The 23885-nt window shown below is 75.6% G+C and carries 14 protein-coding genes; 11 read left to right on the top strand and 3 right to left on the bottom strand.

Features of this window, described 5'->3' with window-relative positions; all coding sequences use genetic code 11:
• The first annotated feature begins 221 nt into the window (after nt 1-221).
• The 8 genes from BM076_RS29670 to BM076_RS29650 all read left to right on the top strand — a co-directional run bounded on the left by BM076_RS29670 (nt 222) and on the right by BM076_RS29650 (nt 11374).
• Nucleotides 222-3620, top strand: coding sequence for a type 2 lanthipeptide synthetase LanM family protein (locus BM076_RS29670; protein ID WP_107416997.1), 3399 nt, complete (start codon nt 222-224; stop codon nt 3618-3620).
• A gap of 133 nt (nt 3621-3753) precedes the next feature.
• On the top strand, nt 3754-3939 hold the full coding sequence (locus BM076_RS29665; RefSeq protein WP_093716817.1) for a hypothetical protein: 186 nt from the start codon (nt 3754-3756) through the stop codon (nt 3937-3939).
• Between the two features lie 314 nt (nt 3940-4253).
• The gene (gene lanL, locus BM076_RS29660) at nt 4254-7064 is read left to right on the top strand and encodes a class IV lanthionine synthetase LanL (protein ID WP_093716816.1); all 2811 of its coding nucleotides are present in this window, start codon (nt 4254-4256) and stop codon (nt 7062-7064) included.
• A 51-nt stretch (nt 7065-7115) separates the two neighbouring features.
• A complete protein-coding gene (locus BM076_RS36840) occupies nt 7116-7274 on the top strand; it encodes a hypothetical protein (RefSeq protein WP_177246678.1) in 159 nt (52 codons plus the stop codon).
• Nucleotides 7274-7393, top strand: a complete 120-nt coding sequence (locus BM076_RS37105; protein ID WP_218160129.1) for an ALQxL family class IV lanthipeptide — start codon at nt 7274-7276, stop codon at nt 7391-7393. Before BM076_RS36840 ends, BM076_RS37105 begins: the two co-directional genes overlap by 1 nt.
• Nucleotides 7394-7463: 70 nt before the next feature.
• A complete protein-coding gene (locus BM076_RS36835; protein ID WP_177246677.1) occupies nt 7464-7607 on the top strand; it encodes an ALQxL family class IV lanthipeptide in 144 nt (47 codons plus the stop codon).
• 115 nt (nt 7608-7722) lie between these two features.
• Entirely contained in the window at nt 7723-9639 is a 1917-nt protein-coding gene (locus BM076_RS29655; RefSeq protein ID WP_093716815.1) for an ABC transporter ATP-binding protein, read from the top strand.
• Complete coding sequence (locus BM076_RS29650) at nt 9617-11374, top strand: ABC transporter ATP-binding protein (protein ID WP_093716814.1); 1758 nt, start codon at nt 9617-9619, stop codon at nt 11372-11374. The genes BM076_RS29655 and BM076_RS29650 overlap by 23 nt, the downstream gene beginning before the upstream one ends.
• A gap of 57 nt (nt 11375-11431) precedes the next feature.
• Here BM076_RS29650 and BM076_RS29645 read toward each other — a convergent pair whose 3' ends face one another.
• Together BM076_RS29645 and BM076_RS29640 are read right to left on the bottom strand one after the other, a co-directional pair.
• The gene (locus BM076_RS29645; RefSeq protein WP_143120669.1) at nt 11432-14314 is read right to left on the bottom strand and encodes a helix-turn-helix transcriptional regulator; all 2883 of its coding nucleotides are present in this window, start codon (nt 14312-14314) and stop codon (nt 11432-11434) included.
• Between the two features lie 62 nt (nt 14315-14376).
• Nucleotides 14377-15669: a helix-turn-helix domain-containing protein gene (locus tag BM076_RS29640; RefSeq protein WP_177246676.1), complete on the bottom strand. Its 1293-nt coding sequence runs from the start codon at nt 15667-15669 to the stop codon at nt 14377-14379.
• 213 nt (nt 15670-15882) lie between these two features.
• Here BM076_RS29640 and BM076_RS29635 point away from each other — a divergent pair, with 213 nt between their 5' ends.
• The 3 genes from BM076_RS29635 to BM076_RS29625 are packed head-to-tail and all read left to right on the top strand — an operon-like array spanning nt 15883 to nt 22238.
• Nucleotides 15883-18933, top strand: coding sequence for a type 2 lanthipeptide synthetase LanM family protein (locus tag BM076_RS29635; RefSeq protein ID WP_093716811.1), 3051 nt, complete (start codon nt 15883-15885; stop codon nt 18931-18933).
• Nucleotides 18934-18970: 37 nt separating this feature from the next.
• Complete coding sequence (locus BM076_RS29630) at nt 18971-19183, top strand: hypothetical protein (RefSeq protein ID WP_093716810.1); 213 nt, start codon at nt 18971-18973, stop codon at nt 19181-19183.
• Nucleotides 19184-19235: 52 nt separating this feature from the next.
• Nucleotides 19236-22238: a helix-turn-helix transcriptional regulator gene (locus BM076_RS29625; protein WP_093716809.1), complete on the top strand. Its 3003-nt coding sequence runs from the start codon at nt 19236-19238 to the stop codon at nt 22236-22238.
• A 43-nt stretch (nt 22239-22281) separates the two neighbouring features.
• On the opposite strand, the gene BM076_RS29620 is transcribed toward BM076_RS29625, so the two are convergent.
• Nucleotides 22282-23856: a glycoside hydrolase family 88 protein gene (locus BM076_RS29620; RefSeq protein ID WP_093716808.1), complete on the bottom strand. Its 1575-nt coding sequence runs from the start codon at nt 23854-23856 to the stop codon at nt 22282-22284.
• Nucleotides 23857-23885 lie beyond the last annotated feature (29 nt).

The following is a 23885-nucleotide window of genomic DNA, read 5'->3' as shown; positions in this document are numbered from 1 at the left end:
GGCGCGGCGGTACGGGCGGTCCACACCGACCGCCGCGACCGGTAACGACGATGGCAGCGGGCCGCGCCCCGGACATGAGTGATCAGCACCCAAGTTCCGGTCCGGCCGCGCGCCGGGTTCCGCCGGGACCGAATGTGGGTGGTGAACGCGCATGCGGCGCGGTGGCGCCTCGCGGTCGACTCATGGCCGGACGCACGACCGCGACGAGGGAGGCCACTTCGGTGACGACGACTCAGCGGGCCACCGCCCGGCCGCTCACCATGCCCTGGGAACGGCACGGCAGGCCGGCCCTGACCGGGGCCTGGTGGGCGCGGGCGCTCCGCCTGGACGAGCGCGCCGCCGCCGGCTGGCCGGAGCCCGGCGCCGCCGACCGGACCGGGGGCGGGGACGCCGCGGCCGTGGCCGGGATCCGGCTCCGCCGCTGGCGCGACGCCTTCGCCGGTCTCGCGGCGGACGCGCTCGACCGTCAGACGGGTGAGTACGGCGGTACGCCGGAGCAGCTCGGGGAGATGCTCGCCGAACCGCCGGAACACCTCGCCCGTCGTGTGCCCAAGCCCGCGTGGGCGCACGCCGTCGAACGGGTCGCCGCGTCGGCGGCGGGCGACGACGGAGCCGGCACCCCGGACGGTCGCCCGCCCGGCGGAAAGCCCCGCCCCGGCGGCTGGCAGCGCGGCTTCGCCCTGATCGTCGAGCCGTTCGTCCACGAGTCGCTGCGGGTGTTCGACGCGGCGGCGGCCGGTGTGCCCGGCGGGGAGACCGCGGCCGCGCCTGTCGGCGCGGGGCCGGACGACGGGCCGGGACCGTACGGTGGCCGCGACCGGACGGTCGTCAGGGAGGCGGTGGGGGCCGAGGTGACGCGGCGGCTCGTGCACCTCGCGAGCCGGGTGCTCGTGCTGGAGCTGAATGTGCTGCGTGTCACGGGCCGGCTCGAAGGGGGCACGCCGCAGGAGCGCTTCTGGTCGTTCGTGCGGCACTTCCGGCGCCCCGCCGCGTTCGCCGAACTGCTCGACGAGTACGCCGTGCTGGCCCGTCTGATGCTCGATACGGCCCGGCGGGTGGCCACGGCGCACGCCGAATTCCTCCGGCGCCTCGGGCAGGACCGGCCGGTGCTGGTGGACCGGCTGTTCGGCGGCGCCGACCCCGGCCCGCTCGCCCGCGTCGAACTGGCCAAGGGCGACACGCACGACGGCGGCCGGTCGGTGGGCGTCGCCGTCTTCGCCTCGGGCGCCCGCGCGGTCTACAAGCCCCGGCCGCCGGGCATGCACCGCCACTTCAACGACGTGATCGACTGGTACAACGGGCGGCTGCCCGGTTCCTCCCGGCTGCGCACACTGACCGTCGTCGACCGCGCGGACCACGGCTGGGTCGAATTCGTCGACCCGGCGCCCTGCGCCGACGAGGCCGCCGCGAAGCGCTACTTCCACCGCCAGGGGGTGCTGCTCGCGCTGCTGCACGGCCTGGGCGGTGTGGACTTCCACTTCGAGAATCTGATCGCCGTGGGCGACCAGCCCGTCCCGATCGACCTCGAATCACTGTTCTGCGCCGAACTGCCCCGCTCCTTCGGCAGTCCGACCCTGGACGGCGATCCCGCGGCGACGGCGTACCGCGATTCGGTGGGCCGGGTCGGCCTGCTGCCCTCGGTCGTCATCGACGCCGACGGGCAGGCGTTCGACGCCGGCGGCATGGGCGGCGACCAGGACGCGGCACTCCCCTACCAGGTCGCGGACTGGACCGGCGCGGGCACCGACGCGATGCGGCTGGTCCGGGTCCGGCCCGTGCACGGCGGCGCCTCGAACCGGCCGCGCCTGGACGGCACGGACCTGGACGCGGTGCGGTACGCGGCGCCGCTGCTGGACGGCTACCGCGAGGGATACGCGGCGATCGCTGACGGCCGCGCCGAACTGCTGGCGCCCACAGGGGCGTTGGCCGCCTTCGCGGGCGACCTCACCCGCATCATCCCGCGGCCCACCCATGAGTACGCGACGCTGCTCGCCGAGACCACGCACCCCGACGCGCTGCGCGACGCGCTCGACCGGGACCAGGTGTTCGGTGTGCTGTGGGCCAGGGCCGCCGCCGATCCGGCGCGGGCCCGCCTGGTCCGGCACGAGGTGGCCGATCTGTGGTCGGGCGACGTCCCGCTGTTCACCGCCCGCGTCGGCTCCCGTGATGTGCGCGCGTGCGACGGTTCGGTCGTCGGGGAGCTGCTGCCGGAGTCCGGCGCGGCCCTGGTCGCCCGCACCCTCGCGGGCCTGGGCGAGCGCCACTCGGCCGACCAGCGGTGGATCGTGGCCGCGCAACTGGCCACGCGGACGAGCGGCGACAGCCCCGACGCCCCGGAGGACGCCGCCGGCGGTGACCCCCAACCGGACCTCACCCCGGCGGAGTTGACCGAGCGGGCACTGGCCGCCGCCGTGACCGTCGCGGACCGCCTCGAAGCGTCGGCGTACACGAGGGGCGACCGGATCGGCTGGCTCGGCCTAGACCTGTGGCAGGAATCGCGGTGGTCGGTACGGCCGTTGGGGGTGGACCTCTACAACGGGTACGCGGGTATCGCGCTGTTCCTGGCCCAACTCGCGGGCGTGACGGGCGAACCGCGGCACGCCGCGCTCGCCCGGGGCGCCCTCGGCCCGGTCGTGGGCTACGCGCGGGAAGTCCTCGACGACGGGCCGGACGCACGGGACGCTCTCGAACCCGGGGCGATCGTGGGCGCGTTCACCGGCACGGCCGGCGTCGCGTACGCCCTCGCCTGGTGCTCCGCGCTGCTCGGCGACGCCTCCGCCGGCGCGCTCGTCGCGCCGCTCCTCGACCTCGCGCGGGACCGCGTGTCGCCGGACGCCGGCCACGATGTGATCAGCGGTACGGCGGGCTGCCTCGCGGTCGCCGAGGCACTGTCGGCCGGCTACGGGCCCGCGGCGCACAAGCTGGCCGAGCGCTGCGCGTGGGCGCTGGTCGCCGGCGCGGTGCCGGCCGGTGTCGGTGTCGCGTGGCCGGGGGCCGGAGACGTGCCGCTGCTCGGCTTCTCGCACGGCACCGCGGGCGGCGGCTGGGCGCTGCTGTCGTACGCGGCACGGACCGGCGACAGCCACGCGCGCGCCACGGGCCTGCGGGCGTTCGCCCATGAACACGCCGCGTACGACGGGCGGTTGGACAACTGGCCGGACCGCAGAAAGGCCGAGCCGGGCAGCCAGCACTCCTGGTGCCACGGCGCCCCCGGTGTCGGCCTCGCCCGCGCGGCGGTCCTGCGCGCCGCCGGAGGACCCCCCGTTGTGCCGGACCATGCCGCAGAGGATCTGCGGCGCGCGCTCGCCAGCACCGCGGGCTTCGGCCGGCACCGCAATGACAGCCTGTGCCACGGCGCGTTCGGCAATCTCGAACTGCTCTGCGCCGCGCAGGCATTGGGCGGCCCCGACGGCGAGGCGGCGCGGCGCGCCCGGTCCCGCGAGGCGTCGGCGGCGGTGCGGCGGATCGAACGGGACGGGCCGGTGTGCGGCACCCCGGGCGGCCTCGCGACGCCCGGCCTCATGACGGGTCTCGCCGGCGTCGGGCACGGGCTGCTCCGGCTCGCCGCCCCCGAACTGGTCGCGCCGGTCCTGCTGTTGGCACCTCCCCCACTGATCTGAGGTCCGCGGACGGCCCCGGCCCGGGGCCCCGCGGATCGGCAGACGCGCCTGCGCCGGGGCCACCCGGCGACGGCGCGGTTCTCCCCACCGGCACCACAAGAGACACAAGACACAAGAGAGAAAGGGTCGTCCCATGGACTTGGACAACGACGTCGTGCGCTCCTGGAAGGAATACGCCCCGGCCGGAGCGCCCGACTCCAGCCCGGTCAGCTCGATCGACATCGCCGATGTCGCGCAGGGCGGAATGATCGGCGGCAGCTGGCAGTGGTCGTTCAGCTGCTGCGACACGACGCTGTGCTCGGACTGCTCCATCAACTGATCACCACCGCCCGTGCGGGCCGCATCCCCCGGGGTGCTGCCCGCACGGCGTGACTCCCCGCCCGCGGATGCCGCGGACGCGCCCCGCCCGGAAGGCGGCGCGTCCCACGGCGCCCGCGGGCTCTGGCGTGTCCGCCCCCGGCGGCACGGCCCGACGCCCCGACACCCGAGTGCAGGGTCGGGGTTAGGGATTCCCCCAATGCTCGGCCGCGCGGGCCGCGGCCACAGTGGAGCCGTTCACGGGCCGGACCTCCGGCTCCGTCGTCGGCAGGGCGTTGGGAGTGGGTCCTCTTGCTCACATTTTCGCTGGGAGACGTGGTGCACTCCGTGCTCGCCACGCTGGACGCGCGGGACTGGCGGGTCGAGGAGGACGGCGTCTGGTGCCGGGTCACTCCGCCGCACCACGAAGCGCGGGTGCAGGGCTGGAAGCTGCACGTCTCGGCGACCCGGCTGTCCGCGCCCGAGGTTCTGCACCGGGCCGCCGAGGTGCTGGTCGCAGCCGGCTGCGCCTTCAAGACCGCCCGGGACCTCCAGACGGTCGAGGAGATGACCTCGGGCAACTACGACCGCGCGCAGTGCGGCAAGATCATCACCGCCTATCCGCGCGACGACGACCGGCTCCGCGAGCTGGCCGCCCTCCTGGACGACGCGACCGCGGGACTTCCCGGGCCCGCGATCCTCTCCGACCGCCCGTACCGCAAGGGCAGCCTGGTGCACTACCGCTACGGCGGCTTCAGCGGCGTACGGGTGCTGGGCAACGACGGCTCCTTCGACGTACGCCTGCGGGCCCCGGACGGGACGCTGACCGACGACCACCGCAAGGCGTGGTTCAGCCCGCCGCCGTGGGCGGAGCTGCCCTTCCCCGGCGACCCGGGGCGGCCGGCCACGGTGCAGAGCCCCAGGCCGGTGCTGCTCGCGGACCGCTTCGTCGTACGGGAGGCGATCCGGCACTCGGCCCGCGGCGGGGTGTACCGCGCGCAGGACCAGCACACCGGCGCCGAGGTCATCGTCAAGCAGGCCCGCGCGCACGTGGCGGTGAACGTGACCGGCGAGGACGCCAGGGACTGCCTGCGCCGGGAGGCCGCCAACCTCGTCCCGCTCACCGGACTCTGCACGGAACTGGTGGCCTCCTTCGAGAAGGACGGCCACGCCTTCCTGGTGCAGAGCCTGGTGCCCGGGCAGACGCTGGCCTCCTGGGTCACCGAGCGGCGGGCCGAGCCCGGCTTTGTCCCCGTGCCGCAGGTGCTGGCGCTCGCGGAGAAGCTGTGCGCGCTGCTCGGCGCGGTGCACGAACGCGGCATCGTCTACCAGGACTTCACCCCGAACAACATCATGGTCACGCCCGACGACCGGCTGGTGCTGATCGACGCCGAGTGGGCGACCACCCCCGGCAGCTCCATCCTGCGCGTGTACACCCCCGGCTTCGGCGCGCCCGAGCAGATCGCGGAGCCGCGCGTCGGTCCCGCGTACGGCACCGAGGTCGACCGTTACGCGCTCGGCGGGGTGCTGTACTTCCTCGCCACCGGCATCGCGCCGGGCTTCGCCCAGGACGGCCGGTACGCCCCGAGCAACGCCCGGCTCGTCGCCTCTTGCGCCGGCCGACCCGCCGGCGAGCGCATCGCCCTGGTGCTCTCGCTGGTCGGCGAGGAACGCCCGGCCGCCCGGCTGCTCACTCCGGCGATCCTCGGCCTGATGGCGGAGCGCCCGGAGGACCGCTGGACGCTGAACCGGCTGGCCGCGTTCCTGGCGGACGCGGCGGCCGAGGTGTCAGAAGTGGACAAGGTGACCGGTCGGTCAACAGCCCTCACCGGTAAGGCGGTTGGCACCGAGGACACCGGGCCGGAGACCGAGTCCGCGCCGGACCCGGTCTGGCTCTCCGGCGGGTGCGCCGACCGGCCCGTCGCCGGCCGGGAGATCAGGGCCGGCCTCGTGGACGACGGCCTCGCCCACCTGCTGCGTGACATGGCCGACCCCGAGGGTCCCGCCACCCGCCTGTGGTCCGGCAGCGCCTTCGGGGACGGCACCGACCCGGTCAGCGTGCAGTACGGCGCGGCCGGCGTGCTGGGCACCCTCGTGCGCGCCGACCGGGCACTGGACCGGCCGGAGTTGCGCGACGCCGTCCGGCGCGTCGCGGACTGGATCGACCGGCGCCGTACCGCCGTTCCGCAGTTGCTGCCCGGCCTCTACTTCGGCCGCTCCGGCGCCGCTTGGGCGCTCTACGACGCCGCCCGGCACCTGGGTGACGACACGCTCGCCGAGCACGCCACCGATCTGGCGCTCTCCCTCCCGGTGGTGTGGCCCAACCCGGACATCTGCCACGGGGCCGCCGGCTCCGGGCTCGCCCACCTCAAATTCTGGCAGGCCACGGGACGGCCCGAATTCCTCGACCGGGTCGCGGAATGCGCCGGCTCACTGGCCGCGGCGGCCGACCGCACCGCGGACCGGGTGATCTGGCAGGTGCCCCCGGACTTCGACTCCAAGCTGGCCGGCATCCGACACCTCGGTTTCGCGCACGGCGTCGCCGGGATCGGCGCCTTCCTGCTGGCCGCGGCCGACGCGACCGGCGACAGCGCGGCCCTGGACCTGGCGGTGACGGCCGGTGACACGCTGGCCGCCGAGGCAGAGCGCGGCCAGGTGGGCGCCCGCTGGCGGTCCGACGTGGACGAGAAGCCCGGCACCGGGCTGATCTACCACTGGTGCAGCGGGTCCTCCGGCGTCGGCACCTTCCTGCTGCGGCTGTGGCGGGCCACCGGCGACGAACGCCACCTCACGCTCGCGCGGGAGGCGGCGCAGTCGGTGCGCGCCGCCGCCTGGACCTCGCCGACCGCCGTCTGCCACGGCCTCGCCGGCGACGGCGAATTCCTGCTCGACCTCGCGGCGGCCCAACCCGACGGCCCCTACCGCGCCTGGGCCGAGGACCTGGCGACCGTGCTCTACGCCCGGCACGCGGTCGTGGGCGGTCTCCGTCTCGTCCCGGACGAGAACGCCACCACTTTCACCGCCGGCTACCAGACCGGTACCGCCGGCGTCATCAGCTTCCTCCTGCGGCTCGACCACGGCGGGCCCCGCCCCTGGATGGCGGACCGCCCCGCGGCCCTGGAGGGAACACCGACCGCGCACCGGTGAGCGGCGCGCGGCGGCCCCGTACGTCACGACCCACCCCGAGAGGAGGAACCCATGGACATCGACGTCGACGCCCCGCGGGCCCTGCGGGCCGGACCGGAGCCGGCGGCGGCGATGCCCCGCGCCGTCGCCGATGGCGGCGCGCACCTGGAACTTCAGCACGTACTCCCGCTCCACCACATCAACACTCATCGAACGCCCCGGAGGCACTGATGGAACTCGACCTCGAAGCCCTGCAGGTTCTGCCCGCCGACGAGGAGACCAGCCTGCAGGAATGCACCTGGACCTGCTCCGGTCGCACCTGCCAGGACACCTGCTGGGTCACCGGCTGACGACGCGCGGGACCGCACGGCGCGACACCTCACAGACACGGCACGACACCTCACAGAAAGGATCCACGCGATGGAACTCGACCTGGACAGCCTCCAGTTGCTCCCCGCGGACATGGAGACCACGGCCCTGCTGAACACCACGGAGACCTGTGGCGGCCCCACCTGCGGCGCGGGCAGCACCTGCGGCGGGCCGACCTGCACGATCTCCAACTAGCGGAAGCGGGAGGGGTGCCGGACCTGTTCCGGCACCCCTCCGGCATATCCGGGGACGCCGCGGACCCCCACGGGGTCCGGTGAGCCGCGGCACGGGCGAGAGAGGCGACGAACACATGACGAGGAACGAACGGGCGCCGGGGAGCGGTGACCGGCCACCGGGCGCGGGCCGGCTGCTGATCGGTGCCGTCCGGCACACCGGCGGCCGGCTGTCCCTGCTGATCGCCCTGATGGTGCTGAGCACCGCCGCCTCGCTGGCCCTGCCCGCGCTGCTGGCGGCAGCGGTGAACGCGGTGCTGCACGGCGACAGCGGCGCCGCTCCCGCCCTGGCCTGGGGCGCGGTCATGGCGGCCGGAGCGGTCTGCGACACCCTGATGGCGCCGCTCGGCGCCGTCTGCGCCGCGCAGGGGACGCGCTGGCTGCAACAGCGCACGGTCGGGCACCTGTTGAGCATGGGCGGCCGGTCGCCGGTTCCGGCCGGTGAGGCGGTCAGCCAGGTCACCCAGGCCGCCCAGCAGGCCGGTGCGCTGCCCGTCGCGGTGGCCGGCTGGGGCGTGACGGTGACCGGTTCCGCCGCCGCGCTGGCCGCGCTGCTGTGGCTGGACTGGCGCTGCGGGCTCGCCTTCCTGATCTGCGTCCCGGTGACGGTGCTGATCGCCCGCCGCTTCGTGGGCCGGGTGACGCGCGTCTACGGCGACTATCTGTCCGCGCAGTCCGGGATCGCCGTCCGGCTGCTCGCCGCGCTCACCGGGGCGCGCACCATCCGGGCCTCCGGGACGCTGGACCGGGAGACGGACCGGGTGCTCGCGCCACTGCGTGAGGTGTCGGTGGCCGGCCACCGGATCTGGCGCTTGCAGAAGGGCACCGTCTGGCAGTTCGGGCTGCTGATCTCGCTCACCGAGGCGCTGGTGCTCGGTGTGGCGGGCCTCGGCGTCGTGGACGGACGCCTGTCCCCCGGACAGTTCGTCGCGGTGGCCGGCTATCTCCAGCTCGCCTTCCCCGCGGTGCAGCAGATCGACGTGTTCTTCACGCTGGCCCAGGCACGCGCCGCCGCCGTACGGCTCGCCGGGACGTTCGCCCACGCCGCCGTCCGCTACGGGACCGCGGCCGCCGCCCCGGGGGCGGGCGCGGTGTCCTTCCGCGGAGTCACCGTCAGGGCGGCAGCGACGGACGGAGCCGGAGGCGCCGAGGGTACGGCCCGGGCGGCGGTGCTCGACGGGATCGACCTGGACATCCCGGCGGGTGCCTGCGTGGCGTTCGTCGGCCGCACGGCTTCGGGCAAGAGCGCGCTCGCCGGACTGCCCGGCCGGCTCGCCGACCCGGACGAGGGCGAGGTGCTGCTCGACGGCCGTCCCGTCCGGGAGTTGGCGGAGGGGCCGCTGCGGGACGCGGTCACGTACGCCTTCGAGCGGCCCGCGCTGCTCGGCGGGACCGTGCGCGAGGCGATCGGCTACGGCCGCCCGGGCCTGCCCCGGTCCGCGGTGCGCGACGCCGCGCGGGCCGCCGCCGCGGACGGCTTCGTCCGGAAGCTGCCGGAGGGCTACGACACTCCGCTGGAGCGGGTCCCCCTGTCGGGCGGCGAACGCCAACGGCTGGGCCTGGCCCGTACGTTGGCACGCCCGGCGCGGGTCTATGTGCTGGACGACGCGACCTCCGGCCTGGACACCGTCACCGAGGCCGAGGTCAGCGCCGCCGTCACCGGGGCGCTGATCGGACGCACCCGGATCGTGGTGGCCCACCGGGTGGCCACGGCCGCCCGCTGCGACCGGGTCGTCTGGCTGGACGGCGGGCGGATCCGGGCCAGCGGCCCGCACGCGGAGCTGTGGCACGACCCCGCGTACCGGGCGGTGTTCGCCGCCGACGAGGCCGGTGACGGAGCCGGCATCGGCGACGACGCCCAAGCCGGCGACGGTGGGAGCAGCGGTACGGGAGGCGGTCCTGACGGCGCCTTCGACGACGCGCGGGACGCGGTGACGGACAACATGAGCGACGGCACACGTAGGAGGCGGTATGCCGCACATCGTGAAGCGTGACCCCGGGCTGCGGCTGCTGCGCGAGGCGACGGCCGGGTCCCGGCGACCGCTGGTCAGGGCACTGGGCTGGTCGGCCGTCCAGGCCGCGCCCGCGCTGGCCTCCGGCCGCATGCTGGCCACCGCCCTCGACCGCGGTTTCCTCGCGGGCCGGCCGGCCACCGGTCTGCTGTGGCTGGCCGGGATCGCCGCGCTGTACGGCGTGCGCGCGGCGGCCCAGCGGGCGGTGTTCGACCCGCTGGCCGCGATCGTCGAGCCCATGCGGGACGCGCTGGTCCGGCGCGTGGTGCGCGGGGCGCTGGGGCGTGCGGTGCACGAAGGGCTGCCCGGCGCCGGTCCCGACGCCGCCGGGGTGACCCGGCTGAGCAGCCAGGTGGACGCGGTGCGCGGAACGACCGCGGCGCTGCTGCGTACGGCCTTGCCGCTCGCGGTGAATCTGCTGGCCGCGCTGATCGGCCTGGCCTCGCTCGACCTGCGGATGGCGGTGGTGGTCGCCGTCCCGCTGCTGGCGGCGATCGCGGTCTTCGTCCCCGCGATGCGCGCCCTCACCCGCCGCAGGGCCGCCTTCCTGCTCGCGGAGGAACGGGTGGCCGCGGCGACCGGTTCCGTGGTCGCGGCGGCCCGCGACGTGGCCGCGCTCGGGGCCCGCGACGCGGCGCTCGCCGAGGTGCGGGTGGCGGCGGAGGATTCGGCGCGGGCGGCGACGACCGTGGCGTGGGCGAACGCGCTGCGCGTCCCGGTGATCCTGGTCGGCGGTCAGCTCCCGGTGCTGGGGCTGCTGCTCGCCGGACCGTCCCTGGTGCACCGGGGCGAGGTGTCAGCCGGGGCCGTGATCGGCGCGGTCAGTTACGTCACCGCCTTCCTGATCCCCGCCCTCCAGCAGATGACGGGGTCTGTGGCCGGATTCTGGAGCCAACTCCGGGTGCTGACCGCCCGGTTGGCGGCCACCTCGGCCGGACCCGGACCGTCCGGCCCCGCCGCCGGCCGGCGGCCCCTCGGTGCCGCCGAACTCGCCGTGCACGGGCTCACCTTCGCCTACGGGCCGCACTCGGCCCCCGTGCTGCGCGATGTGTCCTTCACCGTGCCCGTCTCCGGTCACCTCGTCCTCGTCGGACCCAGCGGTGTCGGCAAGTCGACACTCGCCGGGCTGCTGGCCGGGATCGGCCGACCGGACGCGGGCCGGGTCGAGCTGGGCGGGCGGCCGGTCGCCGGGCTGCCGGAGGCCGTGCGCGCCGCTTCGATCGCCCTGGTGCCGCAGGAGGCGTACGTCTTTCCCGGCACGCTGCGGGAGAACGTCGCCTACCTGGCGCCGGACGCCACGGACGCCGCCCTAAACCGGGCCGTCGCGGCGGTCGGCATGCGCCCGCTGCTGGACCGGCTCGGAGGCTACGACGCGGACCTCACCGATCCGGCGGGCACGCTGTCCAGCGGGGAGCGCCAACTGATCGCGCTGGCCCGGGTGTACGCCTCGGCGGCGCGGCTGGTGATCCTGGACGAGGCGACCTGCCATCTGGACCCCGCGGCGGAGGCGGTCGTCGAGTCGGCCTTCGCCCGCCGCCCGGGCACTCTCGTCGTGGTCGCGCACCGGCTGAGCAGCGCCGCGCGGGCGGAGCACGTCCTCATCCTGGACGCTGAGGGGCACGCTTTCGGCAGCCACGGCGAGTTGCTCGCCACGCACCCGGGATACGCCGCCCTCGTCGGCCACTGGGACGCCCCGCTTCCCGCACCGGTGCCGTAGGTCCGCAGGCGTACGGTCCCGCGCCGTCCGCGACGCGGGACCGTACGGGGATCACGCTCAGGCCCGGGCGACCGGCCGGGCGGCGGCGAAGGCGGCCACCAGGGAGGAGCGTGAACGGGCGCCGGTCTTGCGGAAGATCCTCGTCAGATGGGCCTCGACGGTCTTCACCGAGACGAACAGGGCTCCGGCCACCTCCCCGTTGGACATCCCCTGGCAGACCATGCCGAGGATCTGCTCCTCCCGTACCGACAGCGTCTCCTCGGCCACGGTCCCCGGCCGCTGCGGCTCCGCAGTGCGGCGCGGCCGGCAGGCGCCGATCCTGCGTTGGGTGTTCACGGCGACCGCGCGCAGCCAGCGGGCGTTCGTCCGCTCGGCCCACTCCTTCGCCCGGCCGGCCTCGGCGGCGGCGTCCTCCAACCGGCCCGCCGCGAGCAGCCGTTGGGCCAGGTCGAGCCGCGCCCGGCACTCCAGCACCGCGAGGCCGGCCACGGCCGACGCCTCCACCGCCGCGGTCAGCAGCCGTACGGCGCCCTCGTCCGGGGTGTGCCGGGCCCGTGCGACCAGCGCCTCGGCGCGTGCGCCCGCCGTGCGGCAGGCGCTCGCGCCGTCCGCGGCCAGGGCGGCGAACTCCCGGGCGGCAGCGGCGGCTCCCGTCTCCCACGCCGCCGTGGCCGCCGCCGACCACCACAGCACCCGTTCCCCGGGCGCCGGCGGCCGGCGCGTACCGCGCGCGACCGGCAGCACCAGGTCGAGGCAGTCGTCCGGTCGCCCCTGGGCCAGCCGGGCCCACCCCAGCACGCCGGCCGCCGACTCCCCCAGCGGCCCGGGGCCCGGGTGCCGCCGCAGCACGTCGTCGGCCAGTGCCGCCGCGTCGTCCGGGCCGTCGCACCACAAGGCGGCCCAGGCGCGCGCCAGGCGCGCCCGGTCGGCGGACACGGCGTCGCCGAGCACGGCCGCGGTCTCCTCGGCCTCGTGGGCATCGCGTTGGGCCGCGGACAGTCGGCCGAGCGCGGTACGGGCCCGGGCGCGGCCGAGCAGCAGCCGCGGCAGGGCGGCGACGCGCCCGGTGCGCCGGGCGATTCCCACCGCCCGGTCGAACAGCCCGAGCGCGTCGCCGTACCGGTCGGCCAGGCCGAGGGCCTCACCCAGGCGGGCGGCCGCGTCCAGCCTGCCGGCCAGCTCGGCGTCGGTGAGCGACTCGGCCGTACGGAGGGCGGCTTCGATGCTGTCGTCCGCGCCGCTGCCTGTTCCGGCCCGCGGCGGCGCGGTCGCGTCGGGGTGGGCCACGGCGTCCGTGGGGTACGGCGGGGCGGCCGCCTTCGCGAGTGCGAGCGTGGCCGCGGCGTCCACCCGCAGCACACCCGAAGATCCGCCCGCGAGGCCGAGCGCCTGGGCGACATCGCTCCGGACGGCCGGCAGATCCCCCTCGGCCGCCGCCTTCGCGAGTGCGAGCGTGGCCGCGGCGTCCATCCGCAGCACACCCGAAGGTCCGCCCGCGAGGCCGAGCGCCTGGGCGACATCGCTCCGGGCAGCCGGCAGATCCCCTTCGGCCGCCGCCATCGTGGCGCGCCGCAGGCGCAGCAGTCGTGCGCCGGACGGCGCGATGGCGGCCGGTTCCGCCGCGAGTTCGGCGTCCACCAGGGAGCGCGCGAAGCGGCGCCGGCCGAGGCCGTCCTCCAGCCGGGCGTGCAGGTCCACGAGCACGGCGCGCTCCAGCAGGTCTTCGGCACCGGCTTCGGCGGCGGTCCCGTTCTCCGCTGCGTCCAGCAGGACGGGCAGCAGGTGCCGGCACTCGGCGTACTGCCCGGTGCGTTCCGCGGCGTGGTAGAGCAGCGCCGCGATGCGGAAGCGCGCGGCGGGTCCGGAGTCTTCGAGGACGCCGTCGGCCGTGTCGGGCAGGATGTGCAGGGCGGTGCGCAGCCAGGACGCCGCGGTCGCCGGCCAGCTGTCGAGCACGGTCCGTGCCGCGCGGGCCAGCGCGTCGGCGGTCCCGCGGTCGCCCTGTTCCGCGGACCGCGCCAGATGCGGTGCGCGCTGCGGGACGGGGGCGCCGACCCGGGCCAGCGCTCGCGCGGCCCTGGCGTGTGCGGTGATCCGCCGGCCCGGTGGTGTCGTCGCGTACACCAGGGTCCGCAGCAGCGGGTGGCGGAAACGGAAGAGGGGTGCACCGCCGTCGACCGGGCGCATCAGGTCGCGGGCCACCAGCTCGTCCAGCACGGTCAGCACCGCCGCCGTGGCGCGGTCGGCGATGTCGGCCACCAGCGCGGGCGCGAACGGGTCGCCGAGCACGGCCGCGCAGCGGGCCACCTCGATCTGCTCCGGGGCGAGTCCGTGAAACTCGCGCAGTCGCGCGCAGTTGGCGGGGACGGGGAGGGACCCGGGTGCGTGGTCGGAGGTGGCCAGCTCCCGCAACTGACGGGACGTCAGCGGGGTCAGCAGGTCGAGCCAGCCCGGGACGCCGCCGCTCAGTTCGTACAGCAGCGCTTCGCGCATCGGGCCTGTGCCTGGCGGCAGTTGGGCGGCGAAGACCTCGGGGGTCAGCGGTGCGACGGGAATCCGGTGCGGCCGGAAGTGCGCGCCTGCCCCGGCGAGACCGGAGACCAGCCAGGCCGGCATCGTCCCGGTCGAGACCGAGTAGGTGACCACGGTCGGCGCGGTCGGCGGTTCCGCCAGCAGCCGGCGCAGCGGCTCCGCCGTCGCGGGTCCCGCCAGGTCCAGGTCGTCCAGACATCGCAGCAGGCCCCGGCCGGGCGGCGCCGCCTGGAGGCCGTGGGTCACGAGCAGTCCGCCGCGCCGCGCGGCGGCGGCGAGTTCGCCGAGCAGCCGGGTCCTGCCGCTGCCCGGTTCACCGGCGATCTCGACCAGCAGCGAGGCGCCGTCGAGACAGGCGCCGACCAACTCCTCGACGTTCACCGGGTCGTGCGTTGCCGTGTGTCTCATCGGGGGTCGGGTGATCCTCTCCGTGTGCGGCCTGTTCCCCGGGGCGGTGCTGCGGCCGGTGATCACCCGTACGCGCCGGCCGGCTCCATCGATCCGGGCACCAGCAGCGCGGCCAGCTCGCGGCGGTTGGCGGCCTGGGTCTTGGCGAGGAGATTCGCCACGTGCCGTTCGACGGTGCGGTGCGACAGATGGAGTTCGGCGGCGATCTCCCGGTTGGTGCGGCGCCGCCCGAGCCGGGTCAGCACCTCGAATTCACGTACGGTCACGCCGAGCCGCCACAGGCCGTTCGGCACCTCGGCGCTGCCGTGCCGCCGCTGCCGTACCCGCTCGCCGAGGTCGCGCAATTGGCTGCGACAGTGCCGTACGGCGGGGTCCATGCCGTGCTCGGCGTAGAAGAGTTCGGCCTCCTGGAGCCAGCGGACCGGTTCGCCCCAGCCGTCGCGGGCGGCCGTACGGGCGACCAGGCCGAGGCCGAGGTGGCGGGCCGGCGGATAGCTCGCGGCGGCCACGAGCGCCTGCCGGAGCGCGGCCTCGGCGGCGGTGAAGTCGCCTTCCTGCCCGGCCAGTACGGCGTCGGCGAGGTGCACGAAGTGCGCGTTCCACGGCAGCCGCCCGGCGGGATGCGCGGCGATCGCCGCGTGGTCGGCGCGGTCGGCGACGCCGTCCACGCAGTCCAGCAGCAGGGTGAGACCGTACGGGCCGCTGAGCTGATGGGTGCCGGTGCGCTCGCCGCCTCCCGTACCGTCGTCGTCCGCGAGGCGCAGCCGGTGCAGTCGGGCGCGCGCGGAGTCCCCGGCGCCGTGCAGCAGTTCGCAGACGGCGTGGCCGAGCCCCTGCACGATCGGCACCTCGTCCTCGCGGTCGCCGCGCCAGTCGTCGAAGCGCAGCGACGCGGCGGCCAGCGCGTCGCGGCGGCCCTGGTGGGCGTGGATCAGCGCCTCGACGGCGAGCGCGTAACTGCCCAGGCCCACCAGCCGCAGCCGGCCGATGTCCTGCCACGCCGTCTGCGTCAGCGCGCTCGCCTCCGCGAAACGGCCGCGGAACAACGCGTCCACGGCCAGCAGGAGTTGTCTGCGGGGCGCCTCGATCAGCGCCGCCACGGCACCCGCCTCGGTGACCGCGGCCTCCAGGCGCGCCGCGTCGGCCTCCCGCACCGGGTGGCGGCCCGCGAGCAGTGCCGCCTTCCTGTCGGCCCGGGCATCCGGTGCGCCGGGCCGGTAGGAGCGCCGATAGGTCAGCACCGTCCGGCGGGCCCGCTGCCGGGCCAGTCGCCGGCACGCGGCGCGGGTGGCCGCGAGTGCCTGTACGGTCTCGGGGCCCGGCTCCGGCCGCCGGCCGGCCTGGTCGTCGCTCATGGCGTGCCTCCACGGAGTTCCGGGCGCCGCCGCGTCGGCTGAGTGGGCGGCGCCGCATCGTGATGGGTCGAGCATCGACCGCCGGGCACCGGCTTCCTATGGGGACCGTCCCCCGCATTCCCGCGCCCCACCCGGTGGTGTGCGTCGCCCCCACCGGAATATGGGGGCCGTCCCCCATAGGACGTAAGGACCGCCGATGGCAGGATCGCGGGCGTGATCGATCCTCAGACATGGTGGGCGGGCGGCCTGGCACTGGCCGAGCGGCTGCCGGCGCCCCGGGCGGCCGGCGACGCCGCCGGGCCGGTGCGGACATGGCTGTCCGAGCATTCCTCCCCGGCGCTGCTGCGGGCCCGGCTGGCGGACATGGGGCTGGACGAGGACGAGTTGTGCGCCGTGCTCGCCGAGGAACCGGCGGCCCTCGCGGCCCGGGTCGGCAGGCCGGGCTGGGCCGCCACGGTCGAACTCGCCCTGGAGCGCGCGCCGCTGGACCCGCCGCTGCCCGCCGAGGGCACCTGGTCGGCTGGGTTCGCCGCGGTGCTGGCGCCGTTCACCGAGAACGCGGCCGAGCGGCTGGAGCGGGCCGTCGACCGGTACGGCCTCGACAAGCTGATCGACCACCGGGCCGTTCTCGGCTGTTTCACCGACCGGCTGAGCAGGACGCTCGTACAGCTCGCCCGGCGGACCCTGGTCCTCGAACTCAACGTCCTGCGGGTGCGCGGCCAACTGCGCGGCGGCACACCGGAGAGCCGCTTCTGCGACTTCGTCCGACAGATCTCGGCGCGGCCCGCACTGACCGCGCTGGCCGTCGAATACCCGGTGCTGGCCCGGCTGTTGGCGCAGGTCTGCGACCAGGCGGTGGACGCGTGGACGGAGTTGCTGCGGCGGCTCGCCGACGACCGGACCGACGTGGTGGACCGGCTGCTCGACGGCGTCGACCCCGGCCGGCTGACCCAGGTGGAGACCGGCGCGGGGGACCGCCACCAGGGCGGCAGGACCGTCGCCGTGCTGACCTTCGAACACGGCGCCCGGGTCGTGTCCAAGCCCCGTCCGGTCGGTGTGCACGCGCACTTCAACGACACCGTCGGCTGGCTCAACTCCCGCCTGCCGGGCCTGGATCTGCGCCGCCTGGCCGTGCTGGAGCGGCCGGGTCACGGCTGGGTCGAGTACGCCGAGGCCGCCCCCTGCGCGGGCCCGGCCGAGGTGGGCCGCTTCTACTGGCGGATGGGCGCGCTGCTGGCGCTGATCCACGCGCTCGGCGCCACCGACATGCACTTCGAGAATCTGATCGCCTGCGCGGACCAGCCGGTCCTGGTGGACCTGGAGACGCTCTTCCACCCGGATCTGCACCGGCCCGACACCGGCGATCCGGCGCAGGCGGTGCTGACCGCGTCGGTCGCCCGGACGGCGCTGCTGCCGTTCTTCCTGGTCGGCGAGCACGGTGTGCTGGACGCCTCCGGGCTCGGCGGTGACCGTGACGTGCCGCTGCCCGATGACGTGCCGGGGTGGTCGGCGCCCGGCACGGACGAGATGCGGCTGATCAGGACCGCCGGGGTGTTCCGCGGCTCGGTGAACCGGCCGCGGCTGCGCGAGGCCGAGGCCGACCCCGTACTCCATGTGGAGTCCCTCGTCGCGGGCTTCCGCGCCGGCTACGACGCGATCGCCGCGCACCGTACGGAACTGACCGGCCCCGGCGGCCTGTTGGCCCGGTTCGCCGACGACACCACACGGGCGGTGCCGCGCGCGACCCGCTGGTACGCGACGCTGCTCGACGAGTCCACCCACCCCGATGTGCTGCGCGACGCCCTGGACCGGGACCGGCTCTTCGACGTGCTGTGGCGCGAGACGGCCGACGGCGTCGCGCCGGGTGCGCCGGTCGTCGCCGAACTGGCCGAATTGTGGGCGGGCGACGTCCCGTTGGCCGTCTGCTCCCCCGGGACGACCGACCTGAGGGTCGGCCGGGTCACGGTGCGCGGCCCGATCGCCGAGTCGGGCCTGGCCCGGGCCGGGCGGCGGATCGCGGCGATGGGCGAGACCGACCGCTTCGACCAGGAGTGGGTGATCCGCGCGACGCTCGCGACCCGGCGGCGCGACGGCGAACCGCTCCCCGCGCCGGCGCCGCTAGGCCCGGCCGCGGCCACCGTGCCCGACGCCGACCGCCTGCTGGCCGCCGCCTGCGGCCTCGCGGACCGCGTCCTGGCCCGCGCGCAGGACGACGGGCGGCGCGTCAACTGGCTGTGCCTCGAACCGCTGGAGGACCGGATCTGGGCGGTCCAGCCGCAGGGTGCGGGCTTGCCGCACGGCTACTGCGGCACCGCGCTCTTCCTGGCGCAGCTCGCCGATCTCACCGGCACCGAGCGGTACACCTCGGTGGCGCGCCGCGCGCTGGCCCCGCTGCCGGGCCTGCTCGCCGCGCTGGGCGACCGGCCGGCCGATCTGCCCGCCGTCGGCGCGGGTTTCGCGGGCCTGGGCGGTATCGCGTACGCGCTCGGCCGGCTCGCGGCACTGCTGGACGACACGGAGATCGCCGGCTGGGCCGCCACCGCGGTGGATCTGGCCGCCGGCGCGGCCGGCGACGACCCGCTGCCGGGTGTCCTCGACGGCGACGCCGGCTGTCTGGCGGCGATGCTCGCCGTACAGCGCGCCACCGGTTCGGCGACGGCGGCCCGTACGGCGCGGGCCTGCGCCGACCGGCTCGCCGCCCTCGCCCCCGAGTGCCTGCCGGCCGGCGGTTTCAGCGCTGGGGCTGCCGGTGTCGGATGGGCGCTGCTGCGGTACGCCGCCGGCGACGGCGGACCCGCGCACGCGGCGGCGGGCCTGGCGGCGCTGCGCACCGCGGCGGACCGCGGCGCGACTGCCCCGGCGGGAACCGGCTGGTGCGACGAGCTCTCCGGCACCGCGCTGGCGGTCGCCGACAGCGCCGCCGCGACGGCCGTCCCCGAACTGGCCCGGCTGCTCGACCGCGTGGTCGGGTCCGCGCTCGCGCCGACCACGGGTGATCACAGTCTCTGCCACGGTGAGGCGGGAGCGCTCGACCTCCTGCTCACCGCGAGCGGTGCGGGCCGCGCCGCTCCCGGCGCGGCCCTGCCCAGAGCGGCGGCGCTGCTGGCCGCGCTGGACCGCTTCGGCCCGCGCTGCGGGACCCCCGACTCCGTCAGCAGCCCGGGGCTGCTGACGGGCCTTTCCGGCATCGGACTCGAACTGCTGCGCCTCGGCTTCGGGTCCCGTGTTCCCTCGGTCCTGCTGCTGCGGACCCCGACCCCGTAACCTCGCTGTCCCCGCCCTTCGAAGGAGAGACCGTCCGATGAGCGACAACGCCCTCGTCAACGCCTGGAAGAACCCGGTCGCCCGCACCGCGACCGCCGCCCACCCGGCGGGGAGCATCCGCCTGGGCAGCGGCGCCGTCGTCGGCCGCCGCGCCCGGTTGCTGTCCGGGCTGGCCACGACCGACGAGGACCCCGGCTTTCCGACCTACTCCCTGACCCTCACCTCGTGGGGCGACACGGGCGGCTACTGACGGGTCACCCCGCCCCTGGGCAGATCACCGGTACCGGGGATACCCTCCGTTGGTGCTCATCACATCACCAACGGTGATCGGGCGGGGTGCCGAACTCGCCGTGCTCGACGAGGGTCTCGCCGCCGCTCGTGACGGGGACGGCCGTGCGGTGTTCCTGCTCGGCGAGGCCGGCATCGGCAAGTCGCGGCTGGCCGCGGAGTGCGCGTTCCGCGCGTTCACCCGCGGCCTCGCGGTGCTGCGCGGCAGATCCGGCGCCACCGGCGGCGCCGCCACCCCGTTCCGGCCGGTCGCCGAGGCGCTGCTGTCCTTCGTCCGGCTCGGCGGCCTGCCCGAGGATGCCGAACTCGCCCCGTACCGTTCGGCGTTGGGCGGTCTGCTGCCCGAGTGGCGGACCGCGGAGCACGCGGGCGCGCCGGCCTCGCCGGTGGAGACGGCCGAGGCGATGCTGCGGCTGCTGGGCACCATCGGACGTGATCTGACGCAGCACCGGCATCCGGGCTGTCTGCTGGTCCTGGAGGATCTGCACGACGCCGACACCGAGACGCTCGCCCTGATCGAGTACCTCTGCGACAACATCCAGGGGCAGCCGATCGTGCTGCTGGCCACGTTGCGCCCCGAGTCCGGGCCGGCCGAGCAACTGGCCCGGCAGGTCGCCCAGCGCCGGGCGGCCGTCCTCAGCGAGCCCCGCCCGCTGACCGGCGAGGAGGTCCGGGTGATGGCCGAGGCGGCGCTCGCGGCCACCGGGCCGCCGCCGCACGACGACACCGCCGCGGCACGGCTGCCGCAGGAGGTCGTCGACCGGCTGGCCAGGGACGCGGACGGCAATCCGTTCGTCGTCGAGGAACTGCTCAGCGCAATGATCACCGCCGATGCGCTGCGCCGCGGTCCCGCCGGTGACTGGCACGTCAGCGGTGACCTGGACATCGATGTCCCCCGCACGGTGGTGCACAGCGTCTCGCAGCGCTCGGCCCGGCTCAGCCCGGACGGGCGGGCGCTGCTCAACAGCGCCGCCGTGCTGGGCCGGCGGTTCTCGCTGGCCGTGCTTCAGGCGGTGACCGGACTGCCCGACCGTGACCTGCTGGTCCATCTGCGGGCCGGTATGGACGCCCATTTGATCTCGCCCAGCCATCCGATGGGCGACTGGTACGAATTCCGGCACACGCTGACCGCGGAGGCCCTGGTCGCCGCCCTGGTGCCGGCCGAGCGGGCCGCGATCGCCGCCCGGGGCGCCGACGCCATCGAGCGGGCGCATCCGGGCCTGCCCGGCGAGTGGTGCGTGCTGGTGGCCGCGCTGCGGGAGACCGCCGGGGACGGCCGGGCGGCGGCGCTGCGCTTCGCCGACGCCGGCCGCTCCGCGCTCGACGACGGCGCCGTCGACTCCGCGGTGTCGCTGCTGGAGCGGGCGCTGGATCTGCTGCCGGGCGCGGACCAGGCCGCGCAGCGCTCGCCGCTGGTCGAGCAGTTGGTGTTCACCCTCGCGGAGAACGGCCAGTTGGACCGGGCGTGCGCGCTGGCCGACGAGTTGCCGGAGGCCGGTCCCGGCGCCCTGGACGCGGGCCGCGCGGCCGGCCTCCAGGCCCGTATCGCCTGGGCGGCGGTGACGGCAGGACGGTACGAGGACGCCGCGGCGCGGGTGCGCCAGGTCCGGCAGTTGCTGCGGCTGGTGCCGGACGGCGACGGCCCGTCGGTCCGGGCCGCGCTGGGGCCCGCGGTGAAGATGGTCGAGGCGCATCTTGTGCTGTCGGGAACGCTCGAACACGACGGTGACCGCACCCTTGAGGCGGAGCGGCTGGCCGAACAGGCGGCGGCTGGTGCGGAGCGCGCCGGGCTGCCGGAAATCGCCTGCCAGGCATGGCAGTTGCTGGCCGTGCTCGCCCGCAGGCACGGCTTCGAGCAGGCCGACTCGTATCTGGAGAAGTGCCTGGTGCTCGCCAATGAGCACCGGCTGACGGCGTGGCAGCTCGACACCCTGATGTGGCTCGGCGTCAACGACTTCATGTGCACCGGCTCGTCCACCCGGCTGGAGCGGGCGCACCGCGCGGCCCTCGGGCACGGCGCGCTCGCCCTGATGTACCGGGCGGAGGCGGCGATGGCCATGCAGCAGGTGCTGCGCGGCGACTACGCCGGGGCCCGGGAGCTGGCGGACCGCTGCGCGGAGGGCACCGCCCGGCTCAGGGACGCCGACAATCATCAGTTCGTGCTGCTCACCCGGGTGGCGCTGGCCGCCCATCAGGGGCGGCGCCGGCAGATGGAGCGGGAGCTGGCCGAATTCCGCCGCTGGGGCGGTGAGCAGTCGCTCCAGTCCCCGCAGGCGTTCGGCAGCCGCGCGATCTGCGCCCTGTTGGAGGAGGACCACGACCAGGCGCTGCGCGAACTCGACGAGGCGTTCGCCTGGGAGCAGGGCAATCCGTCCGTCCACTATCTCAACGGCCGCTACGGGCTGCGCCCGCTGCTGCGCGCGCTGACCGGGCAGGCCGACGCGGAGGAGCACGCGGCGACCGTCGCCGAGCCGGCCGCGGCCCTGCCGTGGAACCGGCAGTTCGAACGCCTCGCGTTCGCGGTGCACGAGGGCAGGGCCGGGCGCGGCGAGCAGGCGGCGGCCGCGGTGGCGCAGGCGCAGGAGGCGGGCGAGCCCTTCCTGATGGCGCGCCGTCTCGGCCAGCGCCTCGTGGCGCCCGCGGCCCTGGAGGGCGGCTGGGGCGACCCGGTGGGCTGGCTGCGCGACGCCGAGGAGTATTTCCACGACGCGGGCGTGCCGGCCGTCGCCAACAGCTGCCGTGATCTGCTGCGCCGGGCGGGCGCCACCGTCCGCCAGCGCCGCCGCGGCACGCCGGGGGTCCCCGCCGACCTGCGCCGGCAGGGACTCACCGCCCGCGAGTACGAGGTGTTCCTGCTGCTCGCACCGCACCTGGGCAATCAGGAGATCGCCGAGCGGCTGTACATCTCACCGCGCACGGTCGAGAAGCACGTGGCCAATCTCCTCGCCAAGACCGGTCGCCCGCACCGCTCGGCGCTGTGCGACTACGCGGCGGAACAGATCGCCCGCGCCGACTGATCCGCCCTCCGCGGCGTCGGCGGTACGCCTCCGCCTCGACGCGTCAGTGGTAGACCTCCTCGTAGAAGAAGAGGAAGACCCCGAGGCCGTGGAAGTCGTTGGTGGCCTGGGGGCGGCCGACGTAGTAGGCGTAGTCCGCGACGTTCGTGCCGACGGAGATGCCGGTGAGGTAGGTCAGGCCGTCGGTGTGCAGGGAGATGCGGGCCAGCTCGCCGCGCTTTCCGGCGTCCACGACGGGCTGGTAGGTGTCGCGCGCGACCCAGCCGCGCCTGACGGCGGTGTCGATGGTCTGGGTGAACATCGCGGAGCACGACGTCTCGGTCCAGTTGTCGGCGTTGCCGCCCTTGTCGACGACCTGGAACCAGCGGCCGGTGGCCGGGTCCTGGTAGGCGGCCATGCCCTGCACCAGATTGCGGACGATGGAGATCAGCTGGGCCCGGCGCGGGTGGTCGGCGGGGATGAGGTCGAGGATCTCGGTGGCGGCGACGCCGTACCAGCCGACGGCGCGGCACCAGGTCTCGGGTGCGAGTCCGGTCACTGGGTCCGCCCAGGACGCGGCCTTGGACGCGTCATAGGCGTGCTTCAGCAGGCCGTTGGGCTGCTGAAGGTGGCTCGCGTAGACGACGAGCTGCTTGGTCGCGATGTCGAACGACCGGTCGCTGTCGCCGATGTACTTGCCGTACTGCGCCATGAAGGGGTCGGCCATGAAGGTGCCGTCGGCCCAGAGCTGATTGGCGCGGTCGGCGCCGGTAGCGTGCCAGAAGCCGCCGTCCGCGGTGGTCGGGTAGCCGGCGCCGGGCAGCAGCCGGTCGTGGATCTGCTTGGCGGCCAGGCCGTACTTGGTCTGTCCGGTCTCGCGGTAGAGGGCGATCATCACCTGGCCGGGCATCATGCTGTCCAGGCTGGTGAAGCTGTTGGCGATGTGGCCGTTCGCGTCCACGAAGCGGTCGGCCCAGGCCCTGACGTACGCGATCAGGGCGGCCCGGCGGGCGGGATCGGCGGTGTGCTGGGCGAGTTGGTACTGCCCCATCATGTAGAGCGCGACGGGGTAGCTCCAGCCGCCGACCGTGGCGGGCGTGTAGCGCTGCATGGTGGAGTCGACCAGCGCGTCGGACCACTGGGTGTTCAGGGTGTCGGCGACGGTGAGCGAGTCGAGGTCGGGCAGGCCGCCCGCGGTGGTGGCGGTGACCCGGACGAGATTGCCACCCGCTTTGAGCGTCACCGGGATCCGTGAGACGGCCCAGGTGTTCCAGTCGGTGGTCGGCGCGAAGGCCGGGGTGGAGACCGTGGTGCCGTTGACGCCGACGCCGGACGGGCGGGTCGCGGCCGTGCCGTTGGAGTAGCGCAGGGCGAGGGTGGCGGCGCCCGCGGCCGGCGCGTCGACGGCGAACTCGACATAGGCGCCCGCCTCGTTGGCGGTGTTGACGAAGCCGGTGCCGGTGTAGCCCAGGTGGTCGGTGTCCACGGTGCCGTGGAAGATCGTCGCGTTCTCCGCCTCGTAGACGGTCGCCGCCGACGGGCCGGCCGCCGCCGCGTGCGCCGGTCCCGCGGGGCCGACCGCCACGGCGAAGCTCGCCGCGAGTAAGGCGAGGACCGCCGCCGCTGCTCTGGTGCGCATGGAGCCTCCTGTGTTCGGTGAACCGGACG

This window comes from Actinacidiphila alni (assembly GCF_900112845.1).
Lineage (GTDB): Bacteria > Actinomycetota > Actinomycetes > Streptomycetales > Streptomycetaceae > Actinacidiphila > Actinacidiphila alni.
This window is presented reverse-complemented; position numbering and strand designations above follow the sequence as displayed.

Bases quoted from the DNA above. Each gene is read 5' to 3' on its own strand.
- BM076_RS29665 (WP_093716817.1), top strand. From the start codon at position 3,754: ATGGACTTGGACAACGACGTCGTGCGCTCCTGGAAGGAATACGCCCCG.
- BM076_RS36840 (WP_177246678.1), top strand. From the start codon at position 7,116: ATGGACATCGACGTCGACGCCCCGCGGGCCCTGCGGGCCGGACCGGAG.
- BM076_RS37105 (WP_218160129.1), top strand. From the start codon at position 7,274: ATGGAACTCGACCTCGAAGCCCTGCAGGTTCTGCCCGCCGACGAGGAG.
- BM076_RS36835 (WP_177246677.1), top strand. From the start codon at position 7,464: ATGGAACTCGACCTGGACAGCCTCCAGTTGCTCCCCGCGGACATGGAG.
- BM076_RS29655 (WP_093716815.1), top strand. From the start codon at position 7,723: ATGACGAGGAACGAACGGGCGCCGGGGAGCGGTGACCGGCCACCGGGC.
- BM076_RS29650 (WP_093716814.1), top strand. From the start codon at position 9,617: ATGCCGCACATCGTGAAGCGTGACCCCGGGCTGCGGCTGCTGCGCGAG.
- BM076_RS29645 (WP_143120669.1), bottom strand. From the start codon at position 14,314: ATGAGACACACGGCAACGCACGACCCGGTGAACGTCGAGGAGTTGGTC.
- BM076_RS29640 (WP_177246676.1), bottom strand. From the start codon at position 15,669: ATGAGCGACGACCAGGCCGGCCGGCGGCCGGAGCCGGGCCCCGAGACC.
- BM076_RS29630 (WP_093716810.1), top strand. From the start codon at position 18,971: ATGAGCGACAACGCCCTCGTCAACGCCTGGAAGAACCCGGTCGCCCGC.
- BM076_RS29620 (WP_093716808.1), bottom strand. From the start codon at position 23,856: ATGCGCACCAGAGCAGCGGCGGCGGTCCTCGCCTTACTCGCGGCGAGC.